The sequence below is a fragment of the Halalkalibacter nanhaiisediminis genome, from assembly GCF_007830185.1.
GTDB classification, from domain to species: domain Bacteria; phylum Bacillota; class Bacilli; order Bacillales; family Bacillaceae_D; genus Halalkalibacter; species Halalkalibacter nanhaiisediminis.
In genome coordinates this window covers 15,039-30,980 of record NZ_VLKZ01000013.1, presented here as the reverse complement: position 1 = coordinate 30,980, position 15,942 = coordinate 15,039, and the positions used below count along the sequence as shown (strand labels likewise).

At 37.7% G+C, this 15,942-nt stretch carries 18 protein-coding genes; 11 read left to right on the top strand and 7 right to left on the bottom strand.

Annotated elements, in window-relative coordinates; all coding sequences use genetic code 11:
- The first annotated feature begins 64 nt into the window (after window positions 1–64).
- From IQ10_RS16705 to pepF, 3 genes are all read left to right on the top strand, one after another.
- Window positions 65–637 (top strand): DJ-1/PfpI family protein, encoded by a 573-nt coding sequence (locus IQ10_RS16705; protein ID WP_144451611.1) that lies wholly within the window; start codon window positions 65–67, stop codon window positions 635–637.
- 129 nt (window positions 638–766) lie between these two features.
- The gene (locus IQ10_RS16700) at window positions 767–2,014 is read left to right on the top strand and encodes a competence protein CoiA (protein WP_144451610.1); all 1,248 of its coding nucleotides are present in this window, start codon (window positions 767–769) and stop codon (window positions 2,012–2,014) included.
- A gap of 42 nt (window positions 2,015–2,056) precedes the next feature.
- On the top strand, window positions 2,057–3,865 hold the full coding sequence (pepF, locus tag IQ10_RS16695) for an oligoendopeptidase F (RefSeq protein ID WP_242009867.1): 1,809 nt from the start codon (window positions 2,057–2,059) through the stop codon (window positions 3,863–3,865).
- A 48-nt stretch (window positions 3,866–3,913) separates the two neighbouring features.
- Here pepF and IQ10_RS18220 read toward each other — a convergent pair whose 3' ends face one another.
- The 5 genes from IQ10_RS18220 to IQ10_RS16675 all read right to left on the bottom strand — a co-directional run bounded on the left by IQ10_RS18220 (window position 3,914) and on the right by IQ10_RS16675 (window position 7,175).
- The gene (locus IQ10_RS18220) at window positions 3,914–4,087 is read right to left on the bottom strand and encodes a hypothetical protein (RefSeq protein ID WP_199757445.1); all 174 of its coding nucleotides are present in this window, start codon (window positions 4,085–4,087) and stop codon (window positions 3,914–3,916) included.
- A gap of 151 nt (window positions 4,088–4,238) precedes the next feature.
- Window positions 4,239–5,183 carry a ClpXP adapter SpxH family protein gene (locus IQ10_RS16690; protein WP_144451608.1) on the bottom strand — a complete coding sequence of 315 codons (945 nt, stop codon included), beginning with the start codon at window positions 5,181–5,183 and terminating at the stop codon, window positions 4,239–4,241.
- Window positions 5,184–5,198: 15 nt separating this feature from the next.
- Window positions 5,199–5,582 (bottom strand): globin domain-containing protein, encoded by a 384-nt coding sequence (locus IQ10_RS16685; RefSeq protein ID WP_144451607.1) that lies wholly within the window; start codon window positions 5,580–5,582, stop codon window positions 5,199–5,201.
- A gap of 278 nt (window positions 5,583–5,860) precedes the next feature.
- Window positions 5,861–6,547, bottom strand: coding sequence for a lytic transglycosylase domain-containing protein (locus IQ10_RS16680; RefSeq protein WP_144451606.1), 687 nt, complete (start codon window positions 6,545–6,547; stop codon window positions 5,861–5,863).
- A gap of 43 nt (window positions 6,548–6,590) precedes the next feature.
- On the bottom strand, window positions 6,591–7,175 hold the full coding sequence (locus IQ10_RS16675) for a CYTH domain-containing protein (RefSeq protein ID WP_144451605.1): 585 nt from the start codon (window positions 7,173–7,175) through the stop codon (window positions 6,591–6,593).
- Window positions 7,176–7,370: 195 nt separating this feature from the next.
- Between IQ10_RS16675 and IQ10_RS16670 the strand changes: the two genes are divergently transcribed.
- The 4 genes from IQ10_RS16670 to IQ10_RS16655 are packed head-to-tail and all read left to right on the top strand — an operon-like array spanning window position 7,371 to window position 10,129.
- Window positions 7,371–7,757 carry a UPF0738 family protein gene (locus tag IQ10_RS16670; protein WP_144451604.1) on the top strand — a complete coding sequence of 129 codons (387 nt, stop codon included), beginning with the start codon at window positions 7,371–7,373 and terminating at the stop codon, window positions 7,755–7,757.
- A gap of 21 nt (window positions 7,758–7,778) precedes the next feature.
- Window positions 7,779–8,411, top strand: a complete 633-nt coding sequence (gene yjbM, locus IQ10_RS16665; RefSeq protein WP_144451603.1) for a GTP diphosphokinase — start codon at window positions 7,779–7,781, stop codon at window positions 8,409–8,411.
- A gap of 19 nt (window positions 8,412–8,430) precedes the next feature.
- Window positions 8,431–9,225, top strand: a complete 795-nt coding sequence (locus IQ10_RS16660) for an NAD kinase (protein ID WP_144451602.1) — start codon at window positions 8,431–8,433, stop codon at window positions 9,223–9,225.
- Window positions 9,218–10,129, top strand: a complete 912-nt coding sequence (locus tag IQ10_RS16655; RefSeq protein ID WP_144451601.1) for an RluA family pseudouridine synthase — start codon at window positions 9,218–9,220, stop codon at window positions 10,127–10,129. Before IQ10_RS16660 ends, IQ10_RS16655 begins: the two co-directional genes overlap by 8 nt.
- Window positions 10,130–10,147: 18 nt before the next feature.
- Here IQ10_RS16655 and prpE read toward each other — a convergent pair whose 3' ends face one another.
- Entirely contained in the window at window positions 10,148–10,894 is a 747-nt protein-coding gene (gene prpE, locus IQ10_RS16650; RefSeq protein WP_144451600.1) for a bis(5'-nucleosyl)-tetraphosphatase PrpE, read from the bottom strand.
- A gap of 259 nt (window positions 10,895–11,153) precedes the next feature.
- On the opposite strand from prpE, the gene IQ10_RS16645 reads away from it, so the two are divergent.
- The 4 genes from IQ10_RS16645 (at window position 11,154) to IQ10_RS16635 (ending at window position 15,243) form a co-directional block, all read left to right on the top strand.
- The gene (locus tag IQ10_RS16645) at window positions 11,154–13,214 is read left to right on the top strand and encodes a cation:proton antiporter (RefSeq protein WP_144451599.1); all 2,061 of its coding nucleotides are present in this window, start codon (window positions 11,154–11,156) and stop codon (window positions 13,212–13,214) included.
- Window positions 13,215–13,374: 160 nt separating this feature from the next.
- Window positions 13,375–13,521 (top strand): hypothetical protein, encoded by a 147-nt coding sequence (locus IQ10_RS18215; protein ID WP_199757444.1) that lies wholly within the window; start codon window positions 13,375–13,377, stop codon window positions 13,519–13,521.
- A gap of 93 nt (window positions 13,522–13,614) precedes the next feature.
- Window positions 13,615–14,397, top strand: coding sequence for an enoyl-ACP reductase FabI (fabI, locus tag IQ10_RS16640; protein WP_144451598.1), 783 nt, complete (start codon window positions 13,615–13,617; stop codon window positions 14,395–14,397).
- A gap of 381 nt (window positions 14,398–14,778) precedes the next feature.
- On the top strand, window positions 14,779–15,243 hold the full coding sequence (locus IQ10_RS16635) for a CotO family spore coat protein (protein WP_144451597.1): 465 nt from the start codon (window positions 14,779–14,781) through the stop codon (window positions 15,241–15,243).
- A 54-nt stretch (window positions 15,244–15,297) separates the two neighbouring features.
- Here IQ10_RS16635 and IQ10_RS16630 read toward each other — a convergent pair whose 3' ends face one another.
- The gene (locus tag IQ10_RS16630) at window positions 15,298–15,942 is read right to left on the bottom strand and encodes an HD domain-containing protein (RefSeq protein ID WP_144451596.1); all 645 of its coding nucleotides are present in this window, start codon (window positions 15,940–15,942) and stop codon (window positions 15,298–15,300) included.

The following is a 15,942-nucleotide window of genomic DNA, read 5'->3' as shown; positions in this document are numbered from 1 at the left end:
GTAGCGCTTTCAAAAATGGTATCCATTTTTGATCTAAAATTAACTAAGGGAAAGGTGATTGACTATGAGTAAAAATGTGCTAATTATTACTGGAGATGCTGTTGAAGCTTTAGAGGTATTTTATCCTTATTATCGTTGTATTGAAGAAGATATTGATTGCACAATTGCATCACCTGTTAAGAAAAAGTTACAAACAGTTGTTCATGACTTTTTACCCGAAATGGATACATTCACAGAAAAATGGGCTTATAAAATTGATTCACATGTATCAGTAGATGACATTAATCCTGCTGATTATGATAGCCTTATTATTCCTGGAGGGCGCGCACCTGAATACATTCGTATGAATAAGAAGGTTCAAGAAATTGCAGCTCATTTCTTAAAGGAAAACAAGCCTATGGGAGTCATTTGCCACGGACAACTTGTTCTAACGACGGTTAGAGAATATATTCAAGGACGTGAAATGACAGCGTATACTGCTTGCCGTCCTGAGGTAGAAGCAGCTGGAGCGACTTATATTGAAGAAAAGATTCATGTTGAAGGCAACATTGTATCTGGTCATGCATGGGATGATCTCCCAGCATTTATGAGAGAGTTCTTTAAGCTATTAAACGTAAAAAAAGAAGTAAATGCTTAATAGATTTATGCATCATGGGTGACTCAAAGTCAATTTGAGTCACCTTGTTTTAAATTTTTAATATTTAGGCAGGATTTTAAGAATAAGGCAAGAAGATAAATAAAGATAACATTCATAGGAGGTGGATAGATGTTTAATGCAATGTTTGAAGATGGCACGATTATCTCAGTCGTTGATCGTTGGCATCTTGATGAATTGAAGGAACTGAGGAAAAAACGATCATTTTATTGTCAAATGTGTAAAGGGACTGTTCAGTTGAAGCTCGGTACAAAAAAACAATGGCATTTTGCTCATCAAGCTAACTTTGAGTGCGATTTTATGATTGAACGAGAGACCATTTATCATATGAATGGAAAAAAACAGCTATATGAATGGCTTAAAAGCCAGAAATTAGAGGTAGCCTTAGAGGTCTATCTTCCAATCATCCGTCAGCGCCCCGATCTTTTACTTCGTTACAAGCAGACACTTTATGCACTTGAGTTCCAATGTGCACCTATAGATCCTGACCTTTTAGCTAAGAGAACAAATGGATATCTTCAATTAGGTATTACACCAATATGGATTTTGGGTGGAAACCGACTAAAGCGTTACGGCCCAAAAACCTTCTCTCTTAAAACATTTGAATGGTATGCAACTCGTTCAACTCATAATGATGGCCATTTTCTCACTTATTATTGTCCCAAACAGAAAAGTTTAGCTCTGCTTCAACAGCTAACCCCATATTCGGCTACCAAAATACTCGCAAATTATCAAGAACACCCTCTCCAATCACTTACTCTCGAAAATCTCTTACATGCTCCAGCGCAAACAGAACTCCCTATCGATGAATGGTTAAGCATAAAAAAACATTGGCGTTACAAGCATCCTACTCCGTATCCTTCCAAAACAGATAGGTTTCTTCAACAACTTCTGTATCGTAAGCAAATACCCACAAGCCTTTTTCCTATTGAAGCTGGATGGCCGACCAATTATCATTATTTGATTGAATCACCGTCTTATCAGTGGCAAACCTTCCTTATTCTTGAATGTCTTCAGTATCAGCCTCTTCATCATTCTTTTTCTTCCCAAATTGTTAAGAAGTGCCTACAACCTTATATGCATCGGGGTCTTTTTGGACATAGAAAAACATTCAATAATCTTGACTGGTCAATAGCAGTTGATGGTTTTCTTCTTTGGCTTACTCAAATTGGTTATTTAGAAAAGACAAACAGTGAAAAGGAACAGTTTAAGAGAAAAAGAAATATCGTTATTCCATCTTCAATTGAACAAGCATTTGAGTTTGATCGAAAATATCTTTGTCATTCATGGCCGTCCAAAAATAAAATTTTTGATTCTAGGCATAATAAAGGAGTCAAAGGGGAAAAGGTGAATGTATAATAGTAATCAAATATTAGAATGATTGGCGGAGGTGCACGTAACGTGGCGAAAGCATTAAAAAAACGTAATGAAATAGCAGTTGAACATACGTGGGAGTTAGAAGCTATTTATGAAACAGATGAAAAGTGGGAAGAAGAATTTAAAGAAATTAAAGAAAAATTGCCTGAACTAACTGCTTATCAAGGCAAATTAGCTGATTCAGCGCAAAGCTTATATGAGGCACTTGAAAAGCAAAATGAATTATCAGAGAAGCTTGGACGGCTTTATGCGTATGCTCATATGCGCTATGACGAAGACACGACAAATTCGTTTTATCAAGGCAAAAATGATCGTGCAGCAAGCCTAGCTTCACAACTTGGTCAAGCGGCCTCATTTGTTGTTCCTGAATTATTATCAATTGATGAAGCGAAGATTGAACAATTTGTTAATGAGCATGATGGTTTAAAAGTATATAAGCATATGTTTGCTGAATTGAATGAGCAGCGCGCTCATATTTTAACCGAAGCAGAAGAAGCGATTTTGGCGCAAGCGAGTGAAGTAACGAGTAGCCCAAGTAATACGTTTGGTATGCTTAACAATGCAGATATGAAATTTCCAACCATTACAGATGAAGACGGCGAAGAAGTGGAAGTGACGCATGGACGTTTTATCCGTTTTCTTGAAAGTAGCAACCGTAGTGTACGTGAAGCTGCTTTTAAAGCCGTTTACCAGACGTATGATCAGTATAAAAATACGTTTGCCTCTACACTTAGTGGTCAAGTGAAACAGGATTTATTTTATGCCAATGTTCGTAAGTATGACTCAGCAAGACAAGCTGCGTTAAGTACAAATCATATTCCAGAAGTGGTTTATGATCAACTAATTCAAACGGTTAATAATCGTTTAGATTTATTACATCGTTATATTCGCCTGCGGAAGAAAGTCCTTGGGGTTGAAGAATTACATATGTATGATTTGTATACCCCATTAGTGAAAGATGTGAAGATGGAAATTCCATACGAGAAGGCAAAGGAGCTCGTGATTAAAGGTATTGAACCACTTGGAGAGGACTATGTCTCCGTTTTGAAAGAAGGATTTGAAAATCGTTGGGTTGATGTAGAAGAAAACGTCGGCAAACGTAGCGGAGCTTATTCATCTGGAGCTTATGGAACGAAACCTTATATTTTGATGAACTGGCAAGATAATGTGAATAATCTATTTACTCTTGCACATGAATTTGGTCATAGCTTGCATAGTTATTATACTCGTAAGCATCAGCCTTATTTGTATGGTAACTATACGATCTTCGTTGCTGAAGTCGCATCCACTTTGAACGAAGCCTTGCTAAATGATTATATGGTGAAGCATACAGAAGATCCAAAAGAAAAATTATATTTGCTGAATCATTTCTTAGAAGGGTTTAGAGGAACTGTTTTTCGCCAAACGATGTTTGCTGAATTTGAACAGCTGATTCATGAAAAGGCTGCAAATGGTGAATCGTTAACACCAGAGTTGCTTTCGAAAACCTATTATGATTTAAATGTAAAATATTTTGGAGAAGAAGTTGTCATAGATGAAGAAATTGGTTTGGAATGGGCACGTATTCCACATTTCTACTATAATTTCTATGTGTATCAGTATGCGACTGGTTATAGTGCAGCAGCTGCGTTATCAAAGCAAATTTTAGAAGAAGGAGAACCTGCTATAACACGTTATTTAGATTTCTTAAAAGCAGGAAGCTCAGATTATCCAATTGAAGTGTTAAAGCATGCTGGTGTTGATATGACATCATCAACGCCAATTGAAGAAGCTCTGTCGGTTTTTGAGGAGACGTTAACTGAAATGGAGCAACTACTTGAAAATCAAGCATAAAAAAGCAAGGAGAGTCACTGTAGTTTCTGACTCTCCTTGCTTTTGCGATTAAAAACCTTTAAAACGTTTATAAGATGAAAGTGGAGAAAGAGTAAAGACAATGGAGAGAAGGAGAAGAGGTGCTGCAATAAATAATGGAAACATATTCATGATCGCAAGTATATACAGATAAAAGCTGATGATCATACTCAGAATGCCACAAATCAGCTTTAGGTATTTCATAATAATCCCCTCCCTTGTACATGCTTAATACCAGTTTATGAGGCAGCCTTATTTAATAGAAGAGGCGTTTATAATGGAAGATAAGAAAAAGTATACTTACTAGTTGAAAAGAAAAACGTGCCAATAGGAGGCACGTTTTTGTTACATGATGTTATTTAGCGAGTTGTTCATCTGTCTTATGAAGATTTCGCCAAAAGGTACCATATTTCACAGGTACAGATTCGACTTTTTGTTGCAGCATCAGTGCTTTCAGACGTCGTTCGGCTTCTTCTTCGGTAAGGTCGAACACAACAGCAACTTCAATCGTTGCAACAAAGTGATACTGTGCTAAAAACTCTTCGATAGAAAGAGAAGGAGCCGGTTCTGGTTTAAAACCAAGCATTTCTTCAAGAATTTGCACATAAACGTGGTAAGGATAATCGCCAGTGACTTTAATTCCGTCTTCCTCAATATTATCATTGAAAAACACAAAGGTCGGGACAATATCAACTTCCATTTCGTTTGTTGTTGTTATGTCACACTGCAGTGCTTTAATTGCTCCTTGTGAGGTTAAATCTTTTTTAAATTCCTCATAATCCAACCCGCTTTGCTCTGCACATTTTAAGAGTACATTCTCTTCTGTAATGTTTTGTTTTTCGAGAAATAACGCTTCTCTTAATTTTCGTAGGTAGCGTGAGCCTGCTTGAGGACCTTGTAATTCAGCAGCTTTTATAGCAATTGATACTAAATAAGGAGAAGACCACTCATTCTCAAGCCACACATCGCCGTCGCATGACATTCTTGATTTAGCAGCGATTTGTTCCCAAATTGAGGCGATTTCTTGTTTTTTTGCTGCGAGTCCTTTTTGGGTATCCTTACACATATTCCAAGCTTTCAATCGTCCTGCAACAAGTGTACGAATACGAAAGTACTTTCCATATTCAACTTGTAATTTTTTTAAAATAGGCTCAAATGCCCAGCATTCTGCACAAAGTGGATCAATAAATGTATATAATTCAATGGGTTTATGGCGTTTTACTTCAAACTTCTCTTTAGGATCAAGACCACAAACGCCAAGTTGATTATCACAAGTTGTTGGAGTATTCTTCTGGTTCAATGGTCATTCTCCTTTCTATGATGGATGATTTACCATATGATGGGCAGTCATTGTTAAACGTTCAAGAAAATACTCACGTATAAGCCCATCAATTCCAACATCATCCATTGCTTTTTTCATACAATCAAGCCATGCCTCAGCTTGTATAGGTGTAATGACAAACGGCATATGACGTGCTCGAAGCATTGGATGCCCGTGCTCCTCTAAATATAGAGAAGGCCCACCAAGAAATTGTGTTAGGAACTGCTTTTGTTTTCTCGCTGTCTCCGTAAGATCACTTGGAAAAAGTTGAACGAGATCTGGATGCTTTGAGACATATTGGTAAAATGTATCGACTAATGAAGATAAGACGGGTTCTCCACCCAAGGCTTCATAAGGTGTCTGATTTAAATCGGTCATACAAACTCTCCTCTATTCGGTCGTCCAGATCGCGATATGAGAAATGGAGTGGACCAGGCTAACAATATTTTTACACAATTTTTCTTGAACTCTTTTCATATTGTAGCAACCTCTAGCTTGAACAGCAAATTTGATGATTGCAACTTTGATAATTGTTACATGTATACTCTTTTGTCAAAGGGATCGTTAAGACAAAGAAAAAGGTCTATTCCTTGTGTTGCATGTTCTTCCATGCAACCAAGGAATAGACCTTTTGTTATATAGTGTTTAATCAAAAGCTATGCGTTCATGTATGTGTTATAGACGCGAGGAACATAAGCTTGAGTCTCTTTAAATGGTGGGATGCCACCATGGCGGTCTACATTACCTGGACCAGCGTTGTATGCAGCCAGAGCAAGTTGAACATTATTATCATAACGGTCTAGCATTTGACGTAAATATTTTGCACCGCCATTAATATTTTGTTGAGGATCAAACATATTTTGAACGTCAAGACTTCGAGCAGTACGTGGCATCAACTGCATAAGTCCAGCAGCACCAGCATGGCTTCTTGCATTTGGATTAAAGTTTGATTCATGCTTAATAACAGCATGAATTAATTTCGGATCTACATTGTATTTTTTAGCAGCAGCCTCAATAAAAGGTTGAAAGCGCGCCTCTCTATCTGATAGAGTGCTTGTCCAAACTTGATCAACGACAGGATTCGCTGTTTGTAATGAATAGCTGTTTGTTGTTGTAGAACTGGCATTTGCTTGTAGCTGAACGATTCTCTGTTGAAGTGTTGGATCAAGAAATAAATCCATATTTCTTACAGGAGCCGTTTCTAGTTGGAGACTGTTCATTTGATCCTGTAGAAAAGATGAAAACATGGACTGGATCAAAGAAGGTTGCTGTTGCCTATTTGCTGCGTACAAACTACTTTGCAATTGAATTCCATTCATGTTATTAAGAAAGGAAAGATCCATTATATACACCTCTTCATTTTATCATTGCAAACGAATGTAAGTATCATTTTACTATTTCATGTTTTCGACGAAAGAAACGTCGCACTTTATTTTCAGTAGGTAAGGGACTCAAATCGTACTCAGCTAGCAGAGTCAATAGGGTGTTTTGAGCATGCAATTCATTAGTTCCTTCAAACTCAATTTCATAGTCAATTTGGTCAAAATAATGGCTTTTATCGAAGCAAAGAATACCATTATTATAGTTCATTTCAATTCGACTAGTCATTAGACAACCTACGTATTGAAGTTGTGTAATAGGAATGTTCAATGATTCAAGTTGTCTATATACATTTCCTAAAGGTAGCTGATGATTAGCCATAGCTTCTTGCCATTCGGCCTCTGAAATTGTTTGATGTGTTTCGAGCTTACCGACATTATGTGGTTGCTTCAATGTTAGTGTATAGATTGCATTCTTTTCGCGAATGCGTAGAGCTGATCCTTTTTCCTTTAATGAAAAGTTAGGTGTTTCAAAGTAATGGTTATGTTGAGTAACAGCATCTGTTTCTTTTAGATTGAATCCTTTTAGAAGGATGTGATAGCCTTGCTCTGCTACCATCGATTTCGCTTCTATTTCAATTTCCTGCACCATTTTGTCACGTCCTCTAGACAATCATTCTTACTTTATTTTAAAAGGTAGAAAGCTTGATTTGAAGTTTGTCTTTATTATGTCATATTGAATAAGATCTCTCAATGGCTATGGTACGTATTTAGCAGGAAAATATGTTAAAATAAATAGGGCATCTTATGGAAAAGAAAAGTGATTTAAATTAGTTGGAGGGACATAATGAAGAAGTTACATGTTGAAACAATAAAGAAAGAAAATGATCATTATATTGCAACGGTATCAGAGGTGATCGATAAGGAGTTAGCTCAATCACTTCGAGCGGGAGAGCGTATGCTCGTTGATTCAGATAATCTTGCCTTTATATACATATTAGAAGATGATACAGAATTTTACTATGTAAACTTCTCACAAAAAACTTGGTCGGATTTAAAGCAATTATATACCGAAGCGAAGAAGCTAGAGCTCATTTTACACGAAGAAGTCGTCATAGAGCTGACATCTATTTGTGAGGAACTCTCTTTTTTAACGGAAAATATAGAGGGTAACGGTAATTATGGTGAGGAGATGGAGAAAGCTGTGCAAGAGGTTTTCGCGCAACACACATAGGATAAAACGGACGGTGATTGAATGAGTAACTGGGATATCTTCTTAACACCCTATAAGCAAGCAGTTGAGGAATTGAAAATCAAATTAAAAGGAATTCGTGAGCAATATCAAAAATCATCTAAGCATACTCCAATTGAATTTGTAACAGGTAGGGTCAAGCCTGTTTCAAGTATTTTAGATAAAGCAAAGCGTAAAAATATTCCACTCAATCGTTTGGAAGAGGATATGCAAGATCTCGCTGGTGTTCGCATCGTTACTCAATTTGTCGAAGATATTGAAACCGTTCTTGAGTTAATTCGATTGAGAAAAGACTTTGAAATTATGGAAGAGCGAGATTATATCGTTCATAAAAAGCCAAGTGGTTATCGTTCTTATCATCTCGTGCTTTGTTATCCTGTTCAAACAATTGAAGGGGAGAAGAAAATCCTAGTTGAATTACAAATACGAACATTAGCGATGAATTTCTGGGCAACAATTGAGCATTCTCTTAATTATAAATATAGTGGTGAAATACCAGAAGATATTAAAATGCGGCTTCAACGAGCAGCTGAGGCTGCATTTTTGCTAGATGAGGAAATGTCAATTATTCGTGATGAAGTAAGAGAAGCCCAGCAAATTATTACGACTAAGCAAGAACAAGGAAGAAAGCTCTAACAAAAGGGGGAAGGGTGTCATGAAATTTACCGTCACATCACGAGGCGACGACGTATCAAATACACTTCAGCAACGAATTAAGAGTTATTTACTTGAATTTGGTTTAACGCACGACGAAGAGGCTCCAGAAATGGTTGTCACCGTTGGTGGAGATGGGACACTCTTGCAAGCCTTTCATGATTATAGTGATCGTCTTGAAGATACGGCATTTGTAGGTATTCATACAGGGCATCTTGGTTTTTATGCCGATTGGGTACCTGATGAAGTTGAAAAGCTAGTTATACATATTGCTAAAACTCCTTACCAGATTGTCGAGTATCCATTGCTTGAGGTTGTGATTAGGCATGAGGGTAACGTGAATTCAGAGCGTCATCTCGCTTTAAATGAATGTACGATTAAGAGTTTTGAAGGTTCTCTAGTAAGTAATGTTGAAATTAAGGGAGATGTTTTTGAAATTTTCCGTGGAGATGGATTATGCATTTCAACTCCATCTGGTAGTACGGCATATAACAAAGCCCTTGGTGGGGCGATATTGCACCCATCACTTGCTTCTATTCAAATATCAGAAATGGCATCGATCAATAATCGTGTATACAGGACTGTAGGTTCTCCTCTTGTGCTTCCGCAGCATCATACTTGTTTGCTTAAGCCATTAAATGATGTTGATATTCAAGTGACAATTGATCACTATACGTTAGATCATAAACGTATTAAATCACTACAATGCCGTGTAGCTGAAGAAAAGATTCGCTTTGCTAGATTTCGTCCTTTTCCATTTTGGAAGCGAGTGAAGGAGTCGTTTATTCGTGAATAATGGGATTGCTACACTGAAATGGATTGTCGGAAGCGACTGCGATAAGCAGTTGCTTCGGCTTTTTTTACGTGAACATTGTCAGATCTCTAAGAAGGCATTAGCCGAAATAAAGTTCAATGGTGGAAGGATTTTCTTAAATGGTCAAGAGGTCACTGTTCGAGCCATGATTCATGAAGGAGATCAAGTCATCATTATGCTACCTGCTGAAACAGTAAGTAATGCTGTTCAACCAGAAAAGGTAGATATTAATATTGTCTATGAAGACGAACATCTACTTGTCATGAACAAAGAAGCAGGAATGGCGACCATTCCTTCACGTGAACATCCGCATCATACACTTGCAAATGCCGTACTAGGTTATTACAAAGAAAAGGGGATTCCTGCTACATTTCATGCAGTTAATCGCTTAGATAAAGACACATCTGGATTACTAGTTGTAGCTAAGCATAGGCTTGCCCATGATCGACTTTCAAAGCTTCAACAGGTTGGAAAGCTAAAACGATACTATCAAGCAATAGTTGAAGGGGCTGTGGCAGAAAAAGAAGGAACAATCGATGCTCCAATCGCTAGAAGTAAGGACAGTATTATTTCTCGTGAAGTAAGGGAAGGCGGACAACGTGCTGTAACGCACTATAAAGTAAAGGCAACAACAGAGCATGCGACATTTGTCGATATTAATTTAGAGACTGGGCGTACACATCAAATTCGTGTTCATTTTTCGCACTTGGGACATCCGTTATTAGGTGATGATTTGTATGGTGGAATCCTGGATGAAATGAATCGTCAAGCTCTGCACTGTTACCGAGTTGAATTTGAGCATCCGTTTAATGGTAAAGTAACAACATTTGAGCAGGGTTTGCCTGAAGATATGAGAGCTTATCTCAAAAAGTGGTCAATGGAGTAAGTAGAGGGGGAATCCCCTCTACTCTTCATCAAAAGACCGAAACTTCTCTGCAACAAAAGGCTGCATTGAAGGCACTTGAACTGTGTCCATTTCTGGATAACGTAATGCAGTTAGATTTCCCCCGAACACACAACCTGTATCGATGTTCACTGAATGATGAACAAAGCGTGGCTTTTTTACAGGGGTATGTCCATAAACGATCCATTGCTGACCTTGATGATGCTTTGCCCAATCACGTCGTACAGGTGTCCCATCTGGATTGGTTTCTCCAGTAATATCACCATAAAGGACAAAGGATTTGACCTTTTTAGTCGTTTTTCCTATATCTTCGGAACGAATACCAGCATGGGCAAGGACGAGATTTCCGGTATCTAGAACATGATAATGAGGAGAGTGTTCAACTAAGCTCATAAATGTATGGCGAATATCTTCATATTCCTTTTTTGATAATTGTTGTAGTTCAGCGACTGTTGTTTCTAAGCCGTGACGAATTTGTACGTTTCTCCCTAAGAAATAGCGATACAGCTTGTCACAATGATTTCCTGGTACATAATAAGCTTGATTATTCTCTACTAAGGATGCAACAAGGTTGATGACCTCTAATGATCGTGGTCCGCGATCTGTTAAGTCACCGACAAAACCTAGTTTTCTCCCCTCGGGATGAACAAATATATTATCGAACTTTTGATAGCCAAGTGATAATAATAAAGCAATAAGTTCATCATAACATCCATGAATGTCTCCTATAATATCAATTTTCGTCATACATTCACTTGCTCCTTTCCATTAAGGTTGGAAAAATATTCTTAAGATGATTCACATTTTAGCGAATGGAGCCTTTTTATGCAATTGATCACTCTATAGATACATTGCCATTTACGTTTGAATTTACATACATGATGGCAAAAAAACATAGAAATGAAATTGAAAGGGTATACATCAAGGTTACTAATTGACATCCTGTGATTTTTTTCATTACGATAAATAAATCGTAAGCAAAATATAAATAAAGGTGTGAACTTGTTTGTTCTCTCAACCCATTACAGATCCAGTTTTAATATTTGCAATCGCAATGATTATTTTTTTAGTTGCTCCGCTTATTATGGCGAAGCTAAGGATACCTGGTATTATTGGCCTAATATTTTCAGGTGTTATTATTGGACCTAATGGGCTTGGATTACTTGATCGTGACCCAACAATTATCCTGCTAGGAACTGTTGGATTGCTCTATATTATTTTTATTGCAGGTCTTGAAATTGATTTAGACGGTTTTAAAAAGTATCGTTCAAGAAGCTTAGTGTTTGGAACTCTTTCATTTTCCATTCCTTTCATTTTAGGAATAATCGTTACCTTCTATTATGGATTCTCCATTGGAGCTGCTATTTTGTTAGGTTCATTACTCGGTTCTCATACATTACTCGCATATCCAATTGCGAGTCGTTTAGGTATTTCGAAAAATAAGGCAGTCACCACAGCTGTTGGTGGGACAATTATGACAGATACTTTCGCTTTGTTGATCCTTGCTATTGTTGCGGGATCGACTCAAGGAGAATTAACTCCTGATTTTTGGTTCATGCTCATTGTATCGCTTGGCTTATATGTAGCTGGAGTCTTTATTATCGTTCCAATTGTAGCGAAATTCTTCTTTAGGACATTGAGTAGTGAAGGATCATTAGAATATATCTTTGTTATGACTGTTTTATTTGTCTCTGCATATTTTGCAACGGTTGCTGGTCTTGAACCAATTATTGGTGCCTTTTTAGCAGGGCTTGCCCTAAATCGTTTTATTCTTGAACAAGGGACATTAATGAATCGAATTAAGTTTATTGGAAATTCAATTTTCATTCCATTTTTCCTTTTATCAGTGGGGATGTTAATGGATGTACGAATTCTTTTATCTGATCCCTCAGCATGGGTAATGGCATCGATAGTTGTAATACTTGTTATCATTGGTAAATTTTTAGCTGCGTGGATTGCTGGTAAAATTTATCATTATTCAATAGAGGAAATTAAATTAATTTTTGGCTTGTCGATTCCACAAGCTGCAGCTACGTTGGCTGCAACACTCGTAGGCTATGACCTTGGCTTTTTTGATCAAGCAACTGTAAATGGCGTAATTGTTATGATTTTGATTACTTGTATGATTGGCCCTTATACAGTTGAAAAATTTTCAAGAATCATTGCGCTAAAAGAAGCGCAAAAGCCTTATGAGCCTTCAACGGCACCTGAGAGAGTGATGGTACCGATTGCTAACCCGAAAACGATGGAATCACTTATGGATTTAGCTTTTATTATTCGCGGACAATCGCCACAACCTCTATACACATTGTCCGTTGCTCAAGGTAACAGGGAAGGATCACAAGCGCGCATTGTCGAAGCAGAGAAGTTACTGCAACATGCTGTAAGCTATGCAGCAGGAGCTGAAGTTCCTATTCATATGCTTACGAGAATCGACTCTAATATTACAACAGGAATGATCCGTGCAATGGATGAATCACGTATCACAACCGCTGTTATTGGTTGGAACGGAAAGCTATCAACACCTCAAAAAATCTTTGGAGGTGTACTCGATAAGCTACTTGAGAATTCTACTCAAATGATCATTGTTTCAAAGCTTGGTCACCCATTAAACATTACAAAACGAATTGTGATTCTTATCCCATTTGGCTTTGACCATAAAGCTGGTTATTATGACTCAATTCAAAAAGTAAAGCAGTTAGCTAATCGGCTTGGTGCTGCCATTGCTTGTTATATTATTAAAGATGAAACAATTAGCTATGAAAAAGATTTTCAAGCTATTAAACCAGAGGCTCAAGTGACAATGACACGACTAGAATCTTGGAATGAGTGGCACCAAACTTATATGCCATTTCTGCGTCAAGATGACGTCATTGTTGTCTTTAGTGCAAGAAGAGGTACGCTTGCTTGGCATCCACAGTTAGAAAGTTTACCACGGATTCTTGCTCAATCTGGACCAAAAAGCTTCATTATATTCTATCCACCAGAAAATGAGCCTGTTGATTCACGAGGAACGAGAGGGACAGATGTACCAAAAACATTCTTAAGCAAGAAGTCGTACGAGTAACTAGAAAAGTTCCCTTCTTGTTTGTTGAAGGGAGCTTTTTGTTTGGGGTTTTAGCATGACTTATAGCACGAAAGAGATGTTAATGAATTATGATCTAACGAGCTATGTATCCTTTACTATGTTACTGGAGAAACTAACAAAAAAAATGGAGGCTACTCGTATGTCTGAAGTTCTAGTTGTTTGTCCCATGTGTCGTAGTGAGCAGCCGATTACGAACTTATTAACGGCACAATCGAATCAGAATGTTATCTATACATGTCCAACATGCCAATATGAAAAGCGTAATATTCCAACTAAGAAGGGATAAGCGATGTTTGTGTTGAACCTTACAAAGAATAAAGAGATATGCTATAATTATTAGTACTTGGTATTAATAACAACTCGTAATGGAGGAGAACAAATGATACAACTTTCTTTAACTGATCGTACATACGTTGTCATGGGTGTGGCAAATAAGCGAAGTATTGCCTGGGGAATTGCTCAGTCTTTAGCGAATGCAGGTGCTCGTCTTATTTTCACTTATGCTGGTGAGAGATTAGAAAAAAATGTACGTGATTTAATGGGAACACTAGAGAGAAAAGATCATCTGATTTTACCTTGTGATGTAACGGATGATGCTGAAATCGATAAGACATTTGCAAGTATTAAAGATGAGGTCGGAGTGATTCACGGTATCGCTCACTGTATTGCTTTTGCAAATAAAGAGGAGTTAGAAGGAGAGTACTTAAACACAACTCGTGAAGGCTTTCTTTTAGCTCATAATATTAGTGCGTACTCTTTAACAGCTGTTACTAAAGCAGCACGTCCACTTATGACTGAGGGTGGAAGCATTGTTACTCTTACATATCTAGGGGGCGAAAGAGTTGTTCGTAACTACAACGTCATGGGTGTGGCAAAAGCTTCACTTGATGCAAGTGTAAAATACCTTGCGAATGATTTAGGAAAAGAGAATATTCGGGTGAATGCCATTTCTGCAGGCCCGATTCGAACACTTGCTGCAAAAGGTATTGGTGGCTTTAACGATGTATTAAAGGAAATTGAAGAGCGCGCGCCACTTCGTCGTACAACGACGCAAGAAGAGGTCGGCGATACAGCACTATTCTTAATGAGTGATTTATCAAGGGGAATTACAGGTGAAATGCTTCACGTTGACAGTGGCTATAATATTTTGTCAATGTCTTAAATAATAACGAGAACAACAGACTGACTCAAAAAGGTTTTATTATACCTAATTGAGTTAGTCTTTTTATTTTCCTAGAACATCACATGTATTTAAGGTGCTATTTTAGTAGTGAACTTTAGCGGCCTCTAGGGTGTATTGGCCGTCGGTGGAAATGTTAGCGACCAGTTCTCCATTCAGAGCTTGAGCTAAATCCCGAGCTTGAACCACAACTATATCCCCAGTCAGTTTGCAAAAAGAGCCAAGGCCAAAAGCCACCTCCCTGTCCTCCACGGAATAGCCGCCACCGCTCCCTTGGCCGCCAGGATAAATTGAAATAAAAGCATAGATCAATTAGTTTAACAATAAAAATAACTATACTTATTTATGGAAAGAGGGATATAAATGCCAAAGCGAACACTACCATTGCTTTATATTCATCAAGCAAAAGAAACAGAAGTAGAAGTGGATAACCAGGAGTTCTTTTATCGGAAAAAAGAGCTTGATAAAGAAGTGCAGCAAGAAATAGTAGGGAGACGAGAAGAAACAAAATCCGACACTAGTCGTGAAGCAAGAGACCAGGTGCAAAAAGATAAAGTTAAGGTTTGGGAGACAAAAGTAGCTAAAGTAAATCTCGTAAATAAACAGATCGATGTAGAAGAACGATCCATTTCAGAGAAAATAACGTACATTCAATCGATGCCTGATACGATTAAGCCGAATACAGAGTTACAAGTAAAAGGAATGACGTATATTGGGCTAATCGAGAAGATTGAAAATGAAAAAATAATGTTAAGAATGGAAGCCCCACCTCACAACATAGAGCTTAATCTAAATGAAGTAACGGCTATTAAAGTAGTGAATCCGTAGCTCAATTGATATTAAAAAAATGAGCAGTACCCACAAGGGCAACTGCTCATCGTTTTATTCATTTCCCCATTCATCGTAAAATTGTTCAAGAAATTCTTCCATAAATGTGTGGCGCACACTGGCTATTCTTTTTCCTTCCTCTGTATTCATCAGGTCCTTTAGCTTTAAAAGCTTTTCGTAGAAGTGATTAATCGCACTTGATTGACCATTTCGATACTCTTCAAGTGTCATCGAATCACGAACAGATAGTGCCGGGTCATACATCGGTTGTCCTTTACTCCCAGAATAGATAAATGTACGGGCAATTCCAATTGCACCAAGGGCATCTAATCTGTCGGCATCTTGGACGATTTTTCCTTCAAGGGTTGTCATTGCTTTGTTGTTTCCTCCTTTAAAGGACATTGATGTAATAATGTTGATAATATGATTCCGTTCTGTATCAGATAGGCCAATTTCACTAAACCATTGGTTCACCATCTGTAGTCCTTGCTCTTCACTTTCGACGACTTTATCATCAATAAGATCGTGAGTAAGTGCTGCTAGTGTAACAACTAGCTTATCTGCCCCCTCCACCTCTGCCATTTCCTCTGCTTGCTTTGTCACACGTCGAATGTGTTGCCAGTCATGACCAGTTTTCTCTTCGAGTAACTGATTTTTTACCCATTGCTTTGTTTTATTAATCATCTCTGTTTGCTTCAC